The sequence below is a fragment of the Marinobacter sp. DY40_1A1 genome (assembly GCF_016597815.1).
GTDB lineage: Bacteria > Pseudomonadota > Gammaproteobacteria > Pseudomonadales > Oleiphilaceae > Marinobacter > Marinobacter xiaoshiensis.
The window spans coordinates 90,481-111,111 of record NZ_VCHA01000004.1 but is presented as its reverse complement, the minus strand read 5'-3'; the positions used below and the strand labels follow the sequence as shown (position 1 = coordinate 111,111).

At 55.4% G+C, this 20,631-nt stretch carries 22 protein-coding genes; 18 read left to right on the top strand and 4 right to left on the bottom strand.

What is annotated here, in order from left to right; genetic code table 11:
- Positions 1–36: 36 nt before the first annotated feature.
- On the bottom strand, positions 37–1,758 hold the full coding sequence (locus FFI61_RS11400; protein ID WP_200370498.1) for a sigma-54-dependent Fis family transcriptional regulator: 1,722 nt from the start codon (positions 1,756–1,758) through the stop codon (positions 37–39).
- Between the two features lie 367 nt (positions 1,759–2,125).
- Here FFI61_RS11400 and FFI61_RS11395 point away from each other — a divergent pair, with 367 nt between their 5' ends.
- The 10 genes from FFI61_RS11395 to FFI61_RS11350 all read left to right on the top strand — a co-directional run bounded on the left by FFI61_RS11395 (position 2,126) and on the right by FFI61_RS11350 (position 9,273).
- The gene (locus FFI61_RS11395) at positions 2,126–2,377 is read left to right on the top strand and encodes a phenol hydroxylase subunit (RefSeq protein ID WP_200370497.1); all 252 of its coding nucleotides are present in this window, start codon (positions 2,126–2,128) and stop codon (positions 2,375–2,377) included.
- A gap of 59 nt (positions 2,378–2,436) precedes the next feature.
- Positions 2,437–3,438, top strand: a complete 1,002-nt coding sequence (locus FFI61_RS11390; protein WP_200370489.1) for an aromatic/alkene monooxygenase hydroxylase subunit beta — start codon at positions 2,437–2,439, stop codon at positions 3,436–3,438.
- Positions 3,435–3,704: an MmoB/DmpM family protein gene (locus FFI61_RS11385; protein WP_200370487.1), complete on the top strand. Its 270-nt coding sequence runs from the start codon at positions 3,435–3,437 to the stop codon at positions 3,702–3,704. Before FFI61_RS11390 ends, FFI61_RS11385 begins: the two co-directional genes overlap by 4 nt.
- Before the next feature lie 14 nt (positions 3,705–3,718).
- Positions 3,719–5,263, top strand: coding sequence for an aromatic/alkene/methane monooxygenase hydroxylase/oxygenase subunit alpha (locus tag FFI61_RS11380; protein WP_200370486.1), 1,545 nt, complete (start codon positions 3,719–3,721; stop codon positions 5,261–5,263).
- Between the two features lie 63 nt (positions 5,264–5,326).
- Positions 5,327–5,686: a phenol hydroxylase subunit P4 gene (locus FFI61_RS11375; RefSeq protein ID WP_200370485.1), complete on the top strand. Its 360-nt coding sequence runs from the start codon at positions 5,327–5,329 to the stop codon at positions 5,684–5,686.
- Positions 5,687–5,696: 10 nt separating this feature from the next.
- A complete protein-coding gene (locus FFI61_RS11370) occupies positions 5,697–6,758 on the top strand; it encodes an NADH:ubiquinone reductase (Na(+)-transporting) subunit F (protein WP_200370484.1) in 1,062 nt (353 codons plus the stop codon).
- Positions 6,759–6,771: 13 nt separating this feature from the next.
- Positions 6,772–7,110, top strand: a complete 339-nt coding sequence (locus FFI61_RS11365) for a 2Fe-2S iron-sulfur cluster binding domain-containing protein (protein ID WP_200370483.1) — start codon at positions 6,772–6,774, stop codon at positions 7,108–7,110.
- Between the two features lie 5 nt (positions 7,111–7,115).
- Positions 7,116–8,039 (top strand): catechol 2,3-dioxygenase, encoded by a 924-nt coding sequence (locus tag FFI61_RS11360; RefSeq protein ID WP_200370482.1) that lies wholly within the window; start codon positions 7,116–7,118, stop codon positions 8,037–8,039.
- Between the two features lie 110 nt (positions 8,040–8,149).
- The gene (locus FFI61_RS11355) at positions 8,150–8,341 is read left to right on the top strand and encodes a 2-hydroxymuconate tautomerase (protein WP_100639049.1); all 192 of its coding nucleotides are present in this window, start codon (positions 8,150–8,152) and stop codon (positions 8,339–8,341) included.
- 44 nt (positions 8,342–8,385) lie between these two features.
- Positions 8,386–9,273, top strand: coding sequence for a transporter (locus FFI61_RS11350; protein ID WP_200370480.1), 888 nt, complete (start codon positions 8,386–8,388; stop codon positions 9,271–9,273).
- Here FFI61_RS11350 and FFI61_RS11345 read toward each other — a convergent pair.
- Positions 9,270–10,274 carry an MsnO8 family LLM class oxidoreductase gene (locus tag FFI61_RS11345; protein WP_200370478.1) on the bottom strand — a complete coding sequence of 335 codons (1,005 nt, stop codon included), beginning with the start codon at positions 10,272–10,274 and terminating at the stop codon, positions 9,270–9,272. The genes FFI61_RS11350 and FFI61_RS11345 overlap by 4 nt on opposite strands.
- Before the next feature lie 116 nt (positions 10,275–10,390).
- Here FFI61_RS11345 and FFI61_RS11340 point away from each other — a divergent pair, with 116 nt between their 5' ends.
- The 8 genes from FFI61_RS11340 to FFI61_RS11305 all read left to right on the top strand — a co-directional run bounded on the left by FFI61_RS11340 (position 10,391) and on the right by FFI61_RS11305 (position 18,756).
- Positions 10,391–11,281 carry a LysR family transcriptional regulator gene (locus FFI61_RS11340; RefSeq protein WP_200370476.1) on the top strand — a complete coding sequence of 297 codons (891 nt, stop codon included), beginning with the start codon at positions 10,391–10,393 and terminating at the stop codon, positions 11,279–11,281.
- 202 nt (positions 11,282–11,483) lie between these two features.
- Entirely contained in the window at positions 11,484–12,941 is a 1,458-nt protein-coding gene (locus FFI61_RS11335) for a 2-hydroxymuconic semialdehyde dehydrogenase (protein ID WP_200370475.1), read from the top strand.
- A 9-nt stretch (positions 12,942–12,950) separates the two neighbouring features.
- Positions 12,951–13,736 (top strand): 2-oxopent-4-enoate hydratase, encoded by a 786-nt coding sequence (gene dmpE / locus FFI61_RS11330; RefSeq protein WP_200370474.1) that lies wholly within the window; start codon positions 12,951–12,953, stop codon positions 13,734–13,736.
- A gap of 29 nt (positions 13,737–13,765) precedes the next feature.
- A complete protein-coding gene (locus FFI61_RS11325) occupies positions 13,766–14,677 on the top strand; it encodes an acetaldehyde dehydrogenase (acetylating) (RefSeq protein WP_200370473.1) in 912 nt (303 codons plus the stop codon).
- 15 nt (positions 14,678–14,692) lie between these two features.
- Positions 14,693–15,721: a 4-hydroxy-2-oxovalerate aldolase gene (dmpG, locus tag FFI61_RS11320; protein ID WP_200370472.1), complete on the top strand. Its 1,029-nt coding sequence runs from the start codon at positions 14,693–14,695 to the stop codon at positions 15,719–15,721.
- The gene (gene dmpH / locus FFI61_RS11315) at positions 15,721–16,527 is read left to right on the top strand and encodes a 2-oxo-3-hexenedioate decarboxylase (protein ID WP_200370471.1); all 807 of its coding nucleotides are present in this window, start codon (positions 15,721–15,723) and stop codon (positions 16,525–16,527) included. Before dmpG ends, dmpH begins: the two co-directional genes overlap by 1 nt.
- A 29-nt stretch (positions 16,528–16,556) precedes the next feature.
- Positions 16,557–17,783, top strand: coding sequence for an MFS transporter (locus FFI61_RS11310; protein ID WP_200370469.1), 1,227 nt, complete (start codon positions 16,557–16,559; stop codon positions 17,781–17,783).
- Positions 17,784–17,811: 28 nt separating this feature from the next.
- Positions 17,812–18,756 carry a ketopantoate reductase family protein gene (locus FFI61_RS11305; RefSeq protein WP_227714859.1) on the top strand — a complete coding sequence of 315 codons (945 nt, stop codon included), beginning with the start codon at positions 17,812–17,814 and terminating at the stop codon, positions 18,754–18,756.
- On the opposite strand, the gene FFI61_RS11300 is transcribed toward FFI61_RS11305, so the two are convergent.
- Entirely contained in the window at positions 18,753–19,799 is a 1,047-nt protein-coding gene (locus FFI61_RS11300; RefSeq protein ID WP_200370467.1) for a peptidoglycan -binding protein, read from the bottom strand. The two genes, FFI61_RS11305 and FFI61_RS11300, sit on opposite strands and share 4 nt — an antisense overlap.
- Positions 19,796–20,524, bottom strand: a complete 729-nt coding sequence (locus FFI61_RS11295) for a flagellar motor protein MotA (RefSeq protein ID WP_200370465.1) — start codon at positions 20,522–20,524, stop codon at positions 19,796–19,798. The genes FFI61_RS11300 and FFI61_RS11295 overlap by 4 nt, the downstream gene beginning before the upstream one ends.
- Positions 20,525–20,631: the final 107 nt, after the last annotated feature.

The following is a 20,631-nucleotide window of genomic DNA, read 5'->3' as shown; positions in this document are numbered from 1 at the left end:
CAGTGCCTGATATTGAATGGGCGTTTGCCTATCCGTTTAATTTTTCTGCAGTATGCCGGCTTTTTTGAGCCGGTAAGCCAGTGCTGGCCGGGTGAGTCCAAGCAAGCGTGCGGCCTCGGACACGTTCTGGCTTGCCTGGTCCATCGCCCTCCGCATAAGGGTTTCTTCCACCTCATCGAGGCTGACATTATTGTTGATGATGCTCTCCGCCCAGTGCGCGGGCCCACCTTGCTGCGAATCGCCGGAGACTACCTGACCCGTGTCATCGATAATTTCCGATGATTGAGGTGATGCCTGCTGAAATTCACTGTTGGGGAAGACCGCAAAAAGCGCGTCCTGGCTGATGGTCTCGTTATTATCGGTGAGTATTACACCGCGCTCGATCACGTTCTCCAGTTCCCGGATATTGCCGGGCCAGCGATAGCGAAGGCAAAGCTCCAGCGCCTTGTCCGACAGACCGAGAGTGTGTTTGTTGTATTCTGCTTCGAACTTCCGCAGAAAATGCTCTGTCAGGAGCGGAAGATCTTCAAGGCGTTCACGCAAAGGTGGAATCTGCACCGGAAAAACATTCAGGCGATAGTAGAGGTCTGCCCGGAATTTACCGGCCTCAACCGCTTCGGCAAGGCTTTCGTTGGTTGCGGCTATGATGCGCACATTCACCGATCGTGTGCGGTTATCGCCAACGCGCTCAAGCTCCCCCTCCTGAAGCACTCGCAGTAGCGAAGCCTGCGCCCGGGGTGTGAGTTCGACCACCTCATCCAGAAAAATCGTGCCTTTGTCTGCCCGTTCAAAACGTCCCGGCCGGGATTGATTGGCACCGGTAAAGGCGCCTTTTTCAACGCCAAAAAGCTCGGATTCGATAAGGTCGGGTGGTATGGCGGCACAGTTGACGGCTACAAATGGCCCGTCAGCCCTTTCGCTGCGCAGGTGAACACTGCGTGCAATCACTTCCTTGCCTACGCCGGTTTCCCCCAGGAGCAACACAGATACTTTCCCAAGGGCTGCTTTATCAATCATTTTGCAGACCTTGTTGTAGGACGCCGACTGGCCAATACCATAGTACTGCCCCTGTTGCTTTTCGAGGCTGCTGCGCAGGGAGCTGACTTGGGATTGCAGATCGTAAAGCTCTTCTATGATGGGATCTGCCTTGAAATAACGGGCAAACTCCTCTGCGTCGTCCCACTGCTCTGCAGGCTTGCCCACAATCAGGCATTTCTCATCTCCACAGCCCCGGCAACTGGTCTCACGGAAGATGATTTCGCGCCCCATGAATGACGATGTGTAGGCACAGGCATAGCCTAACAAGGCCCAGCAAGCCGGCTCGTCCATTTTTCCAAGCTCGGTCTGGCAGATTTCTACTTCAAAAGAGTCAATCCACTGCATTTCAGCATAGAAGTCGCCGGTTTCCTGATTTATTTCTACCTGAACAGGAATGACGTTAACCATGCCTTTCAGGGCGTGCAGTTGCGGGCCTGCAAGAAAAATATCAATTTCTTCGCAGTGTGGGCGAAGCTTGCGGGCCAGTTCGGCGTCCTTCAGGCCGGACTGATAGCCGAGGCGCAGAAAAAAGCCTTTTGCCCGTGCAACACCCATGCTGTTGACCATTTCGCGCCGGAATGCTCCCATGGCACTTACTGCCATCAACAGCATGCGCTGCTCACCAAGCCAGATTTTTCCTTCGGAACTCAGGAATCGAATCTGATCAGTAAGATCTTGAAATTGAGTGTGTTTTAGCTTCGGCTTGTAGCTGATAGCCATGTTCTGATCCCCCATTATTTTTGTGCGGGGTGAGCATAAATGCTCAGACAATGATCTATCCATATAACCCCTGATTGATGCCAAAAATCAACCAAATGGTAAGAATCGAGCGGAAAGTCGTAGTTGGCTCGGCGCATTTCATCAATTGCTCACTTCGGATCTTGAGGTTTATCAAATGATCAAATTTTTCTGATCAATCTCAAGATTAAAAACCACTCCTAGATAGTCGAAAAGGCCTGAAGGACTTAAAAACATCCCTAAGAATCAATGTTTTGGTGTTGTTTTTAGTGGTGGTCTGGAAATTGTGGCACAGCCGTTGCTCCAGTGTGTTCAGCAAACAACAACAACAACGACAACGGGGTCAGCAATGGACCAACGACTGAAGACCTTCAACGAATACACCCGCTATATCCGGGTTCGCAGCGCACCAGAAGACAGGTTTGTGGAGTTCGATTTTGCAATCGGCTACCCCGAGCTGTTTGTCGAGCTGGTACTGCCCCGGGATGCCTTCAAGATTTTCTGTGAGCACAACAATGTGGTGCACATGGATTCCGACATGATCCGCCAGATTGACGAAGACATGGTCAAGTGGCGTTTCGGGGAGAAAGGCCACCGCTAGAGCCAGTTAACCACCAACGCCAACATCCACCCCACAACAACAACGATGGTAGGGCAGTTATGACTATTGAAATAAAAACCACCTCAGTGGAACCCATTCGCAATACCTATTCGGCGATTGCACGTCGTTTCGGTGACAAGCCGGCAACCCGTTATCAGGAAGCCAGCTTTGATATCGAGGCGAAAACCAACTTTCACTATCGGCCCCTTTGGGATCCGAAGCGCACCCTCAATGATCCCAGCCGTACCGCTGTACAAATGGAAGACTGGCATGCGGTGACCGACCCGCGGCAGTTTTTCTACGGCGCCTATGTTGGTAACCGGGCAAAAATGCAGGAAGCAGCAGAAAGCAATTTTGGCTTCTGCGACAAGCGAAACCTTCTGACCCGTCTCCCCGAAGAAACCCAGCATCAGCTCCTGCGGTTTTTGGTGCCACTGCGCCATGTTGAGCTGGGCGCCAACATGAACAACAGCAAAATTGCCGGTGATGCGATTGCCACCACCGTTGCCCAGATGCACATGTTTGCAGCCACCGACCGCCTTGGCATTGGTCAGTATTTGTCCCGCATTGCTCTGTTGCTGGATGGCAGCACCGGCAAGGCGCTCGATGAATCCAAAACCTTCTGGATGGACGACGAGCTCTGGCAGCCCATGCGCAAGCTGGTGGAAGACATGCTGGTGATCGACGACTGGTTCGAGGTCACGCTGGTGCAGAACGTTCTTCTGGACGGTTTGATGTACCCGCTGATTTACGACTGGATGGATGCCTGGCTGGGCGAACAGGGTGCCGAGGATGTGTCTCTGCTCACCGAGTTCCAGCGTGACTGGTACAAGGAATCCCTGCGTTGGACCAACGCTATGATCAAAACGGTTGCCGGTGAAAGTGAGAGCAACCGTGGGCAACTCCAAGCCTGGGTAGCCCGGTGGGAACCCCGCGCCTATGAAGCCCTGAAGCCCATTGCCCAAGCCACTACCGGTCTTGACGCCCTGGATGAAATCCGCGCTGAGCTTTCTGCCCGGCTGAAGAAGGTTGGTCTCGAAAGCACAGGAGTTCAGGCATGAGCCAGAAAGTATTTATCGCATTTCAAGACAACGACAACGCCCGCTATCTGGTTGAAGCGGTCATGCAGGACAACCCGGATGCCGAGGTACAGCACCAGCCGGCCATGATCAGGATTGAGGCGGAAAAACGCCTGGTGATCAACCGGGCCACCATGGAAGAAACGCTCGGTCGCGAATGGGATGTCCAGGAAATGCTGATAGATGTGATCAGTATTGGCGGCAATGTCGACGAAGACGATGACCACTTCATTCTTCAGTGGAACTGATTGGGAGATCTAACATGGCTATTAAAAACAAGAAGCTGAACCTTAAAGACAAATACCAGTACCTCACCCGTGATATGGCCTGGGAGCCCACGTACCAGAAAAAGGAAGATATCTATCCGGATGAGCAGTTTGAGGGCATCAAGATTACCGACTGGTCGCAATGGGAAGACCCATTCCGCCTGACCATGGATGCCTACTGGAAATACCAGGCCGAGAAAGAAAAGAAGCTGTACGCGATCTTTGACGCATTTGCCCAGAACAACGGCCATCAGAACATCACTGACGCCCGTTACGTTAACGCACTGAAGCTGTTCCTCTCCGGCGTTTCACCACTTGAGTACGCTGCATTCCAGGGCTATGCGCGGGTAGGACGTCAATTCAGTGGAGCCGGTGCCCGGGTAGCGTGCCAGATGCAGGCCATCGACGAACTGCGCCATTCCCAGACCCAGCAGCACGCGATGAGCCATTACAACAAGCACTTTAATGGCCTGCACGATGCGGCGCACCAGCATGACCGGATCTGGTTCCTGTCGGTTCCCAAATCGTTCTTTGACGACGCGCGCTCGGCGGGACCCTTCGAGTTCCTGACCGCCATTTCGTTCTCGTTCGAATACGTACTGACAAACCTGCTGTTCGTGCCCTTCATGTCCGGCGCCGCCTATAACGGCGATATGGCCACGGTCACTTTCGGGTTCTCGGCCCAGTCGGATGAAGCTCGTCACATGACCCTTGGCCTTGAGGTAATCAAGTTCATCCTTGAGCAGCACGAAGACAACGTGCCCATTATCCAGCGCTGGATCGACAAGTGGTTCTGGCGCGGTTTCCGCCTGCTGAGCCTGGTTGGGATGATGATGGACTACATGCTGCCCAACAAGGTGATGTCCTGGGCTGAAGCCTGGGAAGTTTACTACGAGCAGAACGGCGGAGCCCTGTTCAAGGATCTGGAGCGCTACGGCATTCGTCCGCCCAAGTACCAGGACATTGCCAACGATGCCAAGAACCACGTAAGCCACCAGGCCTGGAGCACCTTCTACCAGTACAGCCAGGCTACCAACTTCCATACCTGGATGCCGGAAGAAGAAGAGATGGCCTGGCTTTCGGAGAAGTACCCGGAGACTTTCGACAAGTACTACCGTGCCCGTTTCGAGCACTGGGACAAAGAGCATAAAGAGGGACGTCGTTTCTATAACAACACGCTTCCCCAGCTCTGCCAGGTGTGCCAGATACCGGTGATCTTTACGGAAAAAGACGACCCGACCGTGTTCAGCCATCGCCAGATCAAGCATGAAGGTGAGCGTTACCACTTCTGCTCCGACGGCTGCTGCGACATCTTCAAAAACGAGCCCGAGAAGTACATCCAAGCGTGGCTGCCCGTGCACCAGATATACCAGGGCAACTGCGGTGGTGCCGATGTCGCAACAGTGGTTGAGAAGTATTACCACATCAATCCTGGCGTCGACAACATGGAATACCACGGCTCGCCGGACCATCAGCGTTGGCTGGATATCAAGGGCCTGAAGCCATTGAAGTCCCAAAGCGAGAAAAAGACCGCAGCCTGACCAGATTTGCCCGCCCCGCGCTGTCAGCGTCGGGCGGGCCACTAAAACAAAAAGGAGAACGCCATGAGTGTTAATGCTATTTCCGAATATCACGCAGAACCCAAAGACCGTGTTGAGAACTTCAACGGCATGCAGTTGCTTTATGTCTACTGGCCCAAGCATCTGATGTTCTGCGCACCTTTTGCGTTGCTGGTTGCGCCGGACATGACCTTTGGTGCGTTTGTGGACGAGCTGCTCAAACCGGCCGTTGCAGGGCATCCGGATTCCGGAAAGGCCGACTTTCTGAATGCCCAGTGGCTTCTTAACGATGAGGCCTTTACGCCCGACCCGGCCGCATCACTGATCGACAACGGTATTGACCATAAGAGCATGCTGACAGTGACCACTTCGGGCCTGGAAGGCATCCAGGGTTCCGCATCCTGAGGGTTGAGTTATGAGCCATACCGTAACCATTGAGCCGATTGGCGAACAGATTGAAGTTGAAGATGGCCAGACCATCCTCCAGGCCGCGCTTCGTAATGGTGTGTGGTTGCCCTTTGCTTGTGGCCACGGCACCTGTGGAACCTGCAAGGTCCAGGTGATCGACGGTGATGTCGACCTGGGTGAAGCCTCTTCATTTGCGTTGATGGACAGCGAGCGGGAGGAAGGCAAGGTTCTGGTCTGCTGCGCCACCCTGGAAAGTGACGTGACCATCGAAGCGGATATCGATGTAGACGAAGACTTTGAAGGCTATCCCGTTGAGGACTACCAGGCCACGGTCACTCAAATTGTTGACCTGTCGCCAACCATCAAGGGTGTGCACCTCAAGCTTGACCGGGAAATGACCTTCCAGGCTGGCCAGTACATCAATATTGATTTACCCGGGGTAGAAGGCTCCCGGGCCTTCTCGCTGGCGAACCCGCCAAGCCGTGCTGACGAAGTGGAGTTGCATGTGCGCCTGGTAGAAGGGGGTGCAGCCACATCCTACATTCACCAACAGCTGAAAGAAGGCGACACACTCAACCTGTCCGGACCCTACGGCCAGTTCTTTGTGCGCAGTTCCCAGCCCGGGGATCTCATTTTCATCGCCGGTGGCTCCGGGCTTTCCAGCCCCCAGAGCATGATTCTGGACCTGCTGGCGCAGGATGATGACCGCCAGATCGTGCTCTTTCAGGGCGCCCGTAATGTGGAAGAGCTCTATAACCGCGAGCTGTTCGAGGGCCTGTCCCGCGACCATGACAACTTCACCTACGTTCCCGCCCTGAGCCAGGCAGAGGACGATGCAGGCTGGCAGGGGTTCAAAGGCTACGTGCATGAGGCGGCGAAAGCCCATTTTGATGGCCGCTTTTCCGGGCGCAAAGCATATCTGTGCGGCCCACCGCCAATGATCGATGCAGCCTTGACGGCGCTGATGCAGGGACGCCTGTTTGAACGGGATATCTTCATGGAAAAGTTCCTCACGGCAGCCGACGGAGCAGAAGACGCACAGCGCTCTGCACTGTTCAGGAAGATCTGAGGGAGACCAGGCCATGGGGGAGTTCTTGCAGGTTACCGAACAGTGCAGTGGCCAGTCGTTTCGTTGCAAGGCCGGCCAGAGCGTTCTCAAGGCCATGGAGCAGCAGGGGCTCAAGTGCGTGCCGGTAGGCTGCCGAGGCGGTGGTTGTGGCTTCTGCAAGGTCACCGTACTCAGTGGCGATTACTCATGCGGAAAGATGAGCCGGGTGCACGTGCCCCCGGAAGCCCTTGCACAGGGCCAGGTGCTGGCGTGCCGCATCTATCCATTGACCGATCTGATTATTGAATGCCGGCCGCAGCAACCTGCAGCCGGGCATATGAATGAGCACACAACAACAAAAGCAATGAGGTAATTATTATGAAAAAGGGTGTAATGCGTCCCGGCCACGTCCAGATCCGTGTTCTCGATATGGATGAAGCCGTCAAACACTACAAGGATCTTTTGGGTCTGGTCGAAATGGATCGCGATGACCAGGGCCGTGTGTACCTGAAGGGCTGGACGGAAGTGGACAAGTTCTCCGTCGTCCTCAGGCAAGCGGATGAGCCGGGAATGGACTTCATGGGCTTCAAATGTCTGAGCGAGGAAGTGGTTGACCAGTTGCGCGGCGAGCTCGTCGAGTTTGGTTGCGAGGTTGAGGATATTCCCGAGGGTGAGCTCAAGGATTGCGGCCGTCGGGTAAGGTTTATTGCACCTACCGGCCACGCGTTCGAGATCTTTGCTACCAAAAAGCAGACCGGCAAGTGGGGCGTTGGCAACCACAATCCCGAAGCCTGGCCGATGGGGCTGGAAGGCATGAAAGCAACGCGCTTTGACCATTGCCTGCTCTACGGGCCGAACCTCGATGAAACCCTGGATCTGTTCCGCGATGTGCTTGGTTTTGAACTGGCCGAGCAGGTTATTGCGCCGGATGGCAAGCGGGTTGCGCAGTTCCTGACCGCCAGCATGAAGGCACATGACGTCGCCTTTATTCACCACGAAGAGCCGGCCAAATTCCACCACGCCTCCTTCTTCCTGGAAACCTGGCAGGATGTGCTCAAGGCTGCGGACCTGTTGTCCATGACCGACACCTCCATCGATATCGGCCCAACCCGGCACGGCCTTACCCACGGGCAGACGATTTATTTCTTTGACCCTTCCGGCAACCGCAACGAAGTGTTCGCCGGCGGTGATTACCACTACCCGGACCACGAGCCAGTTACCTGGGATGCCGAGGAGTTGGGCAAGGCCATTTTCTATCACGACCGTGCGTTGAACGAGCGATTCCTGTCGGTATTGACCTGATTAATTGGGTATACGAAGCGGCACCTTTATCAGGAGGGCCGGTGACACCGTTACCGACCCCTGAAAAGGGGCTGGCTTGGGTGCCGAATTCCATCGAATAAGGAGAGGTTATGCCAATTGCACAGCTTTATATCATTGAAGGCCGTAGTGATGAGCAAAAAGAAACACTGATCCGGGAAGTGAGCGAAGCCATGGCCCGCTCACTGGATGCGCCTATGGAGCGCATACGGGTGATGATCACCGAAATGCCCAAGCAGCACTTCGGCATTGCCGGGCAGTCTGCGAAAAAACTCGGGCGCTGACCCTGGAAGATACATTTCCAACAATTACAAAAAAGGAAAGCTTGATGAGATACAAAACAGTTATGACTCTGGCCGGTTTGCTGGCGGCAGCGCCTCTTTCGTCCCCCGTGCTGGCAGCCAACGGGCACTATGTTCCCGGTGTAGAAGGCATAGGTGGCCCCGCCGTACCGCCGCCAGGCATTTACTACCGTGGTTATCTGGCGCACTACGACATAGACAATGTGAGGGATGGCCAGGCCAACAAAGCACCCGGAAAGAACACGGGCGAAGTAACTGCGTTGGCCAACCGCTTTATCTGGATCACCGATAAGACCTTCCTGGGGGCCAGCTACGGGGCAGAACTGATTGTGCCCTTGCAGCGCACCTCGCTTGATTTCAAGGGTATTGGAGTAAAGGACAGCGACAGCGGTCTGGGTGACATTTTTGTGGGGCCGGTTGTACTGGGGTGGCATGGCAAACAATGGGACGCAGTGTTTGCCGCTGGCCACTGGTTTGATACCGCAAGCTACGAGCCAACGGAACCGGCCTCCATCGGCAAAGGGTATGGCACCACCATGCTGACCCTGGGTGGATCCTGGCATTTTGACCCCGACAAACGCTGGACGTTTTCAGCGCTTTCCCGCTACGAAATCAAGACCGAACAGGATGACACCGGTGTTACACCCGGCGACAGCTACCTGATCGAGTGGGCCCTGAGCCACCGTCTGGACAGCGGGCTGAATGTGGGTCTGGTGGGCTATGAAGCCTGGCAGCTCGAGAGCAATGACGGTGGTCCCGCCGATAAAGCCGAAAAGCATGCCCTTGGTGCGGAAGCCGGCTATTTCTGGCCTGGCCACGGGTTAGGTCTGAACGCAGCGGTCTACCAGGAGTACAACAACGAAGCAGGACCGGAAGGTGCATTGCTGCGCTTGCACCTGACCAAAGTGTTTTAAAGCAGGGCGCTGGCCAGTTTTTCGTAACTGGCCAGGCGGTGCTGATAGTCGTGAGTCACAGTGACAACACCGACTTCATCCGACTGGTATTGCCGGGCAAGGCGCAGAATTGTTTCAGCACATTCGTCTTCTGTGCCAAGAACCATTGAGTTCAGAACCGCATCGAAGAAGTCTTGCTCGGCTGGGCTCAACTGCGCTTTCAGGCGCAGAGCCTCATCGGGGGCTTTGACCACCTCGCGGATGCCCTGCCGGAAGGCTTTGACTTTCCAGTACACCGAAGGGGCTGCCAGGTATTCCGCCTCTTCGCGGCTGTCGGCACACAGGGCGGCTACAGCGATACTTGCTTCGGGATGGCCCGGGTGGCCTGCATCGCGCCATGCCTGCTGGTACTCGGCAATCACACCGGGTGGAGCCGGATCCGGGCTGATGAACAATGCCAGCGTCATGTTCATGCCCAGCTGCCCGGCCAGGCTACTGCTGCCACTGCCGGATGCCAGCATCCAGGTTTGCGGAGCGGCGGGCTGGCCGGGCATCACGCGCAGGGTTTTGTAGGGGTGATCGTCCGGCAGAGTATTGTGCAGCAAGCCTTGCAGTAACCAGGCTTGTTCTGAGTAGTTGCCGGAGCCCGGCCGGGCCGGATACGCCAGCGCATGGGCGGCCAGCTCGTCGCCACCGGGGGCGCGGCCGATACCCAGGTCAATGCGCCCCGGGTAGAGGGTTTCGAGCATGCTGAACTGTTCGGCGATTTTGTAGGGGCTGTAATGGCTCAGCATTACGCCGCCGCTGCCCACACGAATGCGCTCGGTCACGCTTGCGATGTGGCTGATCAGAATCTCGGGGCAGGGGCCGGCAAAATTGACACTGTTGTGGTGCTCGGCCAGCCAGTACCTGTGGAAGCCGAGTCGGTCGCAGGCGCGAGCCAGATCAACAGTAACTGCTACAGGAGAAACTCCGTTGGGCAGGCCTTGCACAGGGGATTGGTCGACGACGGTCAGTTTCAAAATAATCTCCGGTAGCCATGAGAAAGCAAGAGTAATGGCTGACAAATATAAGCTCGCACAGATATTTGTCGACAGGATTGGCGGGAAAGCATGATTTCATTATTGAGAACAACCATATGAATTATCAGGACTTGTTCTATTTCATCAAGGTGGTTGAAAAGGGCAGCCTGGTTTCTGCCGCCCGTTATCTGGATATACCCACCTCAACCCTTTCCCGTCGTTTGCAGGCGTTTGAACAGCAGCTCGGCTACAAACTGGTTCACCGGAGCTCGAAGAAATTTGGCCTGACCGAGTCCGGGCAACGCTTTTACAACAGCCTTTCTCCGGTCATGAGTGAACTTGAGATACGCTCGGAAGATGTGAACAGCGAGCTGTCGTCCCTCTCCGGAGACATCAAAATCACCGCTCCCATTGCTTTGGGGCACCACAAGGTGAAGGCCTGGGTGTTCGAGTTTATGGAGCTTAACCCCCGGGTAAGCGTGGAAATGTTCCTCAGTAACCAGAATGTGGATCTGGTGAAGAACAGTATTGATATCGCCTTCCGCCTGGGTTCGGTGACACTCAATGACTGGATATCGCGCCCTCTTATGAACACGGAAATGCTGATAGTGGCTACGCCGGAGCTGCTGGCGCTCTATCCGCAGCCAAAGCGGCCTGATGAACTTGCGGCGTTGCCGTTAATCGTCCTCAAACGCTCGGCCTTCTGGCGATTTCAATGCGGCGACGGTTATGCCGAAACCTTTACGCCCCACGCACACATCCGGACTGATGAAATCACCTTTGCGTTGGACGCGGTCAAGCGGGGCCTTGGTGCCTGTTGTGTGCCCCGATACGCAGTGGAGCAGGAACTGGGCAGCGGCGAGTTGGTGCAACTGCTGCCTGATTGGTCAATGGAAAAACGCACCATGCATATGATCTATCCCCACCGGGACAACCTGCCCCTGAAAACGCGGGCTTTTATTGATTTTGTGATGGCGAAAGTGAGCGATGGGGCGGTGGATGCATGACTCTGCCAACAGGTTTCGGGCTTCAGGTTGTTCCCGAATATGGGAACTTAACTCCCCATTCCTGGTGGTTTTATCCCGTATTTGCAAAGTTATACTGATTTAAAAAAGACGATACGGGTTGCGTAATTGCTGAAACACCCGTGCTACTCAAAACCGGAACGCTGCGGCAGTGCGCAGGTTTAGTTAACAAGAAAGGTGAGCCATGAAAGAGTTCAAACATTTTATCAATGGCGAGTACGTGCCCTCTGCCAGCGGAAAGTTATTTGAAAACCGCAGCCCTGTCGACAACAGCCTGATTGGCAACGTTCACGAGGCCGGTGAAGCCGAAGTTGATACCGCCGTTCGCGCCGCCAAGGCCGCCCTGAAAGGCCCCTGGGGCAAGATGACGCAAAAGCAGCGGTCTGAAATGCTGTACAGGATTGCCGATCGTATCAATGAACGCTTTGACGAGTTTCTGGATGCAGAGTGCCTGGATACCGGCAAGCCACGTTCCATGGCGAGCCACATCGACATTCCCCGTGGGGCGGCGAACTTCAAGGAATTTGCGGACTCCATGAGCCATCCCACCGAGGGCTTTCGCATGGACACCCCGGACGGTACGGGTGCTCTGAACGTTGGTCACCGCACTCCAAAGGGTGTTATCGCTGTTGTTTCCCCGTGGAATCTACCTTTGCTTTTGATGACCTTTAAAGTGGGTCCGGCGCTGGCCTGCGGCAACACCGTGGTTGTGAAACCATCCGAAGAAACACCCGCCACCGCAACCCTTCTGGGTGAGGTTATGAACGAGTGTGGTGTGCCGCCCGGAGTGTTTAACGTGGTGCACGGTTTCGGCCCTGACTCCGCTGGCGCTTTCCTGACCACTCACCCCTTGGTTGATGCAATTACTTTCACCGGCGAAACCCGCACCGGTGAAGTCATTATGAAGGCGGCGGCGGTTGGCTTGCGCAATGTTTCTATGGAGTGCGGTGGCAAGAACGCGGGCATAGTGTTTGCCGACTGTGACCTTGAAAAGGCAGTAGAGGGCACCATGCGCTCGGCATTTGTCAACTGTGGCCAGGTTTGTCTGGGCACGGAAAGGGTGTATGTAGAGCGCCCGATTTTTGACCGCTTCCTCGCTCGTATGAAGGAAGAAGTCGCCAAACTGAAGCTGGGTCGCCCGGAAGACCCTGAAGCCAACTTCGGACCGCTGGTCAGCCTCGAGCATCGGGCAAAAGTGAAGAGCTATTACGACCTGGCGCGGGAAGAAGGTGCAACTGTAGAAATCGGTGGCGGCATCCCGGATATGGGCGCCGAGCTGAACGAAGGCGCCTGGATTGAACCGACCATCTGGACCGGTTTGCCGGAAGACGCGCGCGCTATCCGCGAAGAGATTTTCGGGCCCTGTTGCCACATTCGTCCGTTTGATACCGAGGACGAAGCCATCGCGCTGGCCAATGACACCAATTACGGCCTGGCCTGTGCAATCTGGACGGAAAACTCAGCCCGCGCCATTCGTGTGGCGGAACAGATGGAAGTTGGCCTGGCCTGGGTGAACTCCTGGTTCCTGCGGGATCTGCGCACCTCGTTTGGTGGCGCCAAGCATTCCGGCCTGGGTCGCGAGGGTGGTGCACACGGCCTCGAGTTCTACTCCGAAACCAAAAATATCTGCATCAAACTCTGAGGAACGGATATGGATAAGCAACAGATTCAGGCCTGCGGTGATGAGCTCTATCAGGCCATGGTCAACCGCACTGCCGTGCGACCACTGACTGAGCGCTTCAGTGATATCACCGTTGAGGATGCCTATAACATCTCCCTCCGGATACTGGAGCGCCGTATCGAGTCGGGAGAAAAGGTGATCGGGAAAAAGATCGGCCTGACTTCCAAGGCAGTGCAAAACATGCTCAAGGTGGGGCAGCCGGACTTCGGTTACCTCACCGACAAAATGGCGTATAGCCAAGGCGAGGAAGTCCAGATTTCCGGTCGCCTGATGCAGCCCAAGGCGGAAGGTGAAATCGCCTTCATTCTGAAAAAAGACCTGTTGGGTCCGGGCCTGACAGCAGCAGATGTGCTGGCAGCAACCGATTGCGTGCTGCCCTGCTTCGAGGTGGTGGACTCCCGCATTGAAAACTGGGAAATAAAAATTCAGGACACAGTAGCCGACAACGCATCCTGCGGCGTGTTCCTGCTGGGGGATCGGGCGGTGAATCCCCGCAAGGTGGATCTAGCTACCTGCGGCATGGTGGTGGAAAAGAACGGATCAATTATCAGCACCGGCGCGGGCGCGGCGGCTTTGGGAAGCCCCGTTACCTGTGTTACCTGGCTGGCAAACACCCTGGGACAGTTTGGTATTCCACTGAAGGCTGGCGAAGTGATTTTGTCCGGTTCGTTGGTGCCTCTGGAGCCGGTGCAAGCTGGTGATTTTATGAGTGTGAGCATAGGTGGCATTGGCAGTGCGTCTGTCCGCTTCATCTGATTGCTCCCGTTGATACAGGAATCCGAAACATGAACAAGAAACTCAAAGCGGTCATTATTGGCCCAGGCAACATCGGCACCGACCTACTCATGAAAATGCAGCGTTCCGAGTGGATTGAGCCCGTCTGGATGGTGGGTATCGATCCGGAATCAGAAGGCCTCAAACGTGCTACCGAAATGGGCATTAAAACCTGCTCAACCGGGGTGGACGGTGTTCTGGAACATATTATTAAAGATGATATTCGCGTCGCCTTTGATGCAACCTCTGCCTACGTCCATGCCGAGAACAGCCGCAAGCTGAACGAATTGGGCGTAATCATGGTAGACCTGACGCCAGCAGCCGTTGGCCCCTTCTGTGTACCGCCGGTGAACCTGGCAGACCACGCCAAGAACCTGGAAATGAACGTCAACATGGTGACCTGCGGTGGCCAGGCGACAATCCCGATGATTGCGGCTGTCAGCCGTGTTCAACCGGTGGCCTACGGTGAGATTGTTGCGACTGTGTCTTCTCGCTCAGTAGGTCCGGGTACACGCCAGAATATCGACGAGTTCACCCGCACGACCGCAGGGGCTGTGGAGAAAGTAGGCGGTGCCAAAGAGGGCAAGGCGATTATTATCATCAACCCAGCCGAGCCGCCGCTGATGATGCGCGACACCATCCATTGCCTTACTGAAAGTGAGCCTGACCAGGAGGCCATCACCGAATCCGTGCAGGCCATGGTGAAGGAAGTACAGAAGTACGTTCCGGGTTACACCCTGGTTAATGGCCCGGTATTCGATGGCAACAAGGTCACCTGTTACATGCAGGTGGAAGGGTTGGGCGATTTCCTGCCCAAGTACGCCGGCAACCTGGACATCATGACGGCCGCCGCCCTACGTACTGCCGAGATGTTTGCCGAAGAAGCGGCTGACGGCACCATCACATTGCCGGCACGCGGCTAAGCGGGGGAGAGAACAATGAATTTACAAGGTAAAAAAGTCACGTTGCACGATATGAGCCTGCGCGATGGCATGCACGCCAAACAACACCAGATCAGTCTGGATGAGGCGGTCAGCATCGCGACGGCAATGGATGAGGCGGGTATGCCGATGATCGAAGTCACCCACGGTGACGGTCTGGGTGGTCGCTCTCTGAACTACGGTTTCCCGGCCCACAGCGACAAGGAATACCTCAGCGCCGTCGTACCTAAGATGAAGAACGCCAAAATTTCTGCGCTGCTTTTGCCGGGGATCGGTACCGTTGACCACCTCAAAATGGCCCGGGACTGCGGTGTTTCTTCCATCCGTGTGGCTACCCACTGCACCGAAGCTGATGTGTCGGAACAGCATATTGGCATGGCCGCCGAAATGAAGATGGACACCGTCGGCTTCCTGATGATGGCGCACATGGTCAGTCCCGAGAAGATTCTCGAGCAGGCCAAGCTGATGGTGGGCTACGGAGCCAACTGTATCTACGCGACGGACTCTGCAGGTTACATGCTGCCGGACGACGTTACCGCTCGCATAGGCTTGCTGCGTGCAGAGCTGCCACCTGGCGTCGAGATCGGCTTTCATGGCCATCACAACCTGGGCATGGGCATTGCCAACTCGCTGGCTGCCATTGAAGCCGGCGCATCCCGTATCGACGGTTCCGTTGCCGGTTTGGGGGCGGGGGCTGGTAATACGCCACTGGAAGTCTTCTGTGCCGTGCTGGATCGCATGGGTGTGGAAACCGGTGTTGATCTGTACAAGATCATGGACGTGGCCGAAGACCTGGTGGTGCCGATGATGGACCAGCCGATCCGTGTGGACCGTAACGCGCTGACGTTGGGGTATGCGGGCGTTTACTCCTCGTTCCTGCTGTTCGCAGAACGGGCAGAGAAAAAGTATGGCATTTCAGCCCGTGACATTCTGGTTGAGTTGGGCCGCCGTGGCACCGTGGGCGGGCAGGAAGACATGATTGAAGACCTGGCGTTGACCATGGCCAAAGAAAAAGGATTGATCTGATGACTGAAGCGTATGAGAACAAGCTGACCCAGGCGCAGATTGAAGAGTTGGCGGCCCACTGCGAGAAAGCCGAACTGGAAGCCTATGAGATCACCAAGATCACTGACGACTATCCGCAAATGACCTACAAGGATGCCTTCGACATCCAGTGGGAAACCCGTCGTCGCAAGGAAGAGCGTGGCCACAAGATTGTCGGCATGAAAATGGGCCTGACTTCCTGGGCCAAGATGGCCCAGATGGGGGTTGAGCAGCCTTGCTATGGCTTTTTGGCGGACTATTTCAGTGTGCCTGAAGGTGGGGAGATCAAGCATGATGAGCTGATTCACCCTAAAATCGAGGCGGAACTGGCCTTTGTACTCAAGGATGAGCTGAAAGGCCCGGGCGTGCATATTGGTGACGTGTTACGTGCTACAGACTTTGTTATGCCAGCGGTTGAGGTAATCGATTCCCGTTACAAGGACTTCAAGTTCGACCTCAAAAGCGTGATTGCTGATAACTCATCGTCCAGCCGTTTCGTAACCGGTGGCCGCATGGCTGACATTGCTGACCTAGACTTGAAAACCATCGGTGTTGTAATGGAAATCAACGGAGAAGTGGTACAAACCGGCGCGGGTGCGGCGGTTCTGGGCCACCCGGCAGCATCAGTCGCCATGTTGGCTAATATGATGGCTGATCGTGGTGAAAGCTTGCCTGCAGGCAGTTTCATCATGATCGGTGCCATTACAGCAGCGGTTCAGGTTGAGAAAGGTGATGCCTTCACAGTGCGTTACCAGGGCCTGGGTACCTTGAGCGGCAAGTTTGTTTAAGAGCACACATTGACATACAGGCGATCCCCGTGACGCAGGCGCGCAGACTATTCCTGAGTATTTTTCTGCCGTTTGCGGCGGGGTATTTTCTCTCCTATGTGTACCGCGCTGTCAACGCGGTCATCTCCGGAGAGCTGGTTACCGATATGCACTTGTCAGCCAGCCAGCTTGGTTTGCTGACAAGTACCTACTTTATAGCCTTCGCATTTGCCCAGTTACCCGTGGGTGTACTGCTGGATCGTTTTGGCCCCCGTCGCGTTGAATCCCTGTTGCTACTGGTTGCCGCTCTGGGTGCGATAGTATTCTCCAGTGCCGACAGTCTCTTGGTGCTGACTCTGGGCCGGCTGCTGATCGGTATCGGTGTGGCTTGCTGCCTGATGGCATCATTCAAGGCCTTCGCCCTCTGGTTCCGCCCGGACCAGTTGCCGTTTCTCAATGGCAGCCTCATGGCTTTTGGTGCACTGGGGGCGCTCGCTGCAACAAAGCCGGTAGAGTGGCTTCTGGTGTTCAGTGATTGGCGCCAGCTATTCGCAGGGCTTGCTGCGCTGACGCTGACCTTGTCTGTGGTTATCTTTTTCATTGTGCCAGAACGCAGTGAGCCCCCGGCCGATTCCAGATTGCGTGCCCAGCTTGCCGGCCTGAAGCAGATTTTCCGAGACCGCTTTTTCTGGCAGTTGGCACCGGTGGCAGCTGTGTTCAGCGGATCCTCCCTTGCCATCGCCACCTTGTGGGCTGCACCCTGGCTAAGGGATATTATGGGGATGGACTCCGGGCAGGTGGCAATGGCTCTGATGGTTATGGCGGCGGGGATGGGCGTTGGTTTCCTGATGCTGGGTTTTGTTCTGGCGCGCCTGATCAGGTTGGGCATTCGCCCGGTGCCGATCGTTGCGGTGTTGTTGGGGCTGTTTCTCATGGCTGTGACAGTGATGGCTTCCGGCTGGCAGGTGCCGGGAATTTTTCTGTTTATGGCGCTGTTCGGATTTCTCGGCTCAGTTTCAAGTGCTGTGTTTGCGTTGCTGTCGCGGCATTTTGATCAGCATCTTGCCGGCCGCGCCAACACGGCGCTGAACCTGCTGGTGTTTCTCTCCGCTTTTATTTTGCAGTGGGGCATTGGAATTATTATAGGGTTCTGGGAAGTTGGCGCAGGGGCGGGCTACGAGAAAGCCGGTTATCAGGCTGCTTTTGGCCTTTTAGTGGTGCTGCAAACCGGGATGCTTGTCAGACTGGCGTTTAACCACCGAAAACTGGAAGATTGAAAAAATAGGGTGAAGAGGTCTGTTGATTATGCTCAGCATACTCATGATCGGCGCCGGGGGGATTGGTGGCTATTACAGTGCGCGGCTGGCTGAGGCGGGCCATCGGGTTGTTCTCACGGCCCGTGGTGACCACCTTGCTGCCCTGCAGAAAACGGGCCTGGTAGTTCACTATGCCAACCAGCGTATAGAGTGTCAGGTTCCGGCTGTTGACCATGCGGCACTGATGCAGGATTACCAGCCGTCTGATTTTGATGTGATTGCCATTGCGCTCAAGTCCACTGCGACAAAGGCGGTGCTCGATGAGCTTGGTTCTTGGCTGTCGGAAAGTGACGCGGTGGTCCTGTCGTTGCAGAACGGTGTGGACAATGAACCTCTGATTGCCCAAACCCTTGGCGAAAGCCGTGTTCTGGGCGGATTAGCGGTGCGTATCGGCGGTCATATTGTTGAGCCCGGTGTTATTGAGGCGGAGGGTGTTGCCCAGATTGTTATGGGTGCGTGGCCCTGCACTGCGAGTATGCAGGACGCTCGTCGCCCGCTTTTGGAAATCCTACAGAGCGCCTTTGAGCAGGCTGGTATTCCTACGGTTGTTTCGGACGATATCCGCCACGAGCTCTGGCGCAAGTTGGTGATCAACAACGGTGTTAATCCGATCTCGGCACTTACCGGGCTGGATACTCAGAGCCTGACCCGGCACCCCAAACTCAGTCGAATAGTGTATGGCATGATGGCAGAAACAGCCGCTGCTGCGAAAGCCGACGGTCAGGAGCTTGGTAAGGCGGATGTCGATGAAATGTTCGAACTGATCAGCAGCTTTAACGCGATCAAAACGTCGATGCTGGTAGATAAGGAAAAAGGCCGTCCACTGGAACTGGATAGTATTGCGGGCGCAGTGCTTCGTCGCTCCAAAGCTCTCGGCATTGATGCACCTTACACTGCTACCGTAACAGCCCTTTTGGAATATGGGTTGGGCTAGCGATCGGTCAGCTTGATTTCGATGCGCCGGTTCTTCTGCAAAGCTCCCTGCGTAACACCCTCCGCAACCGGGAAGAACTCGCCAAAGCCTGCTGCCACCATGCGGTTTTGTGGCACGCCCTGATTCGACAGGTAGCGAACCACCGCCACTGCGCGGGCGGTTGAGAGCTCCCAATTGGAAGGGAATTGCAGTGTATTGATGGGAATCAGGTCCGTATGCCCATCAATGCGCAGAATCCAGTCGAGATCGGCCGGGATGGTTTTGACCACTTCGAGCAGTACCCCGGCCAGTTTATCGAGTTCGCGCTTGCCTTCATCGCCGAGCTGGGCGGAGCCGGAAGCGAACAATAACTCGGATGGCAGTAAAAAACGGTCGCCGACCACCCGGATGTTTTCATTGGCCGCCAGAATGTTCCGCAGTCGTGAGAAGAATTCAGACTGGTATTGTTCCAGCTGGTTAACGCGCTCTGCCAACAAGGTATTCAGGCGTCGGCTGACGTTCTCCAGCTCGCCGTCTTTGTCTGCAGTCATTTCTTTTTGCAATTTGAGCGCAGCGGTAATCTGTCGTAACTGGTTCTGCAGCGAAGCAATCTGATTCGATAACTGCAAAATCATGTTTTGCTGGCTGACGGAGAGCTCGTCTTTGTTATCCAGTTCCTGGTTCATGTTTGCCAACGTTTCGGCGCGAGCTTCGGCATCGGCAGTCTGCTGCATTAGCTGATTGCGGGACGCTTCCAACCGATCTTGCAGGTTCTTATTCTCAGACTGGCTGTCGCTGAAGTTGCTCTGAACGGTGAGTATTTGCTGTTCCAGCGCGTCTGTTTTGCTTTGCTCCAGCCCCAACAGTTGCGATATTTCGGTCAGGCGCTGGTTCAGTCGGGCGAGTTCGGAGTTGCGGTCAGACAGTGTTTGAGACAGGAAAAGCTGGCTGACCACGTAAATCAGCAGCATGAAGATGACCAGCATCAGCAGGGCCGAGAGCGCGTCTACATAACCCGGCCATACGTTCGTGGTGCTTCGGCTGCGGCGCCTGGATCCGATCATGACTGGCGTTCATTGCTGGTGAATGGGTCCAGCAGGTTGGTTACGCCGGTCAGCCACTCTTCGAGGCCGTCGTAAAACCGGTTCTGGGCATGGCCTGCCTGAATGTCGAGAAAGCCCAATATCAGCGAACCGCCAAGTCCTAGCAAAGATGAGCTGAATGCCGTGCCCATGCCTTGCAATGGAGTCAATAATCCCGTCTGAAGATCCGCAAACACCTTGCCGAAATCGCCCTGGCCCATATCCAGGTTGGTAATGACCTCGCCAACTGCATTGATGGTGCCCAGCAAACCCCAGAAGGTACCGAGAAGGCCGAGAAAAACCAGCAAGTTGATGAAGTAGCGTGTGATTTCCCGTTGCTCATCCATTCTCGAATGGATGCCGTCCAGAACTGTGCGAAGCGACATGGTAGAGAGGGTGAAGCGATCACGCTTGGAGTCTTCGCCCAGCTGCCGCGCCAATGGCTTGAGCAGCCGGGGTTCTTCCAGCACCGAAAGGCCGGAATGGCCGGTGCGGAACTGGGCAATCCAGCGCAGCTCGGGGAATAAAACGAATACTTGACGGTAAGTGAGGCCGATGCCGACTATTAAAACGCCGACAATTAACAGGTTGAAGACCCAGTTCGCCATGAATGCGGTGGCCAGAGGTTTATGGACCAACACGCCGACAACGGCAACAACCGCCAGAAAAAAGCTCATCCAGAAAAGGGTGTGTTTTGGATTACTCATGAAAGAAGCAGCCTTTAGAGATGTTCCTCAAAAGTTAGCACAGACTGGCGAGTCTTGGTGGTTAATTGCGGGACATCATGGGGGAAAGAGTGCCCCGGCCAGGCGTG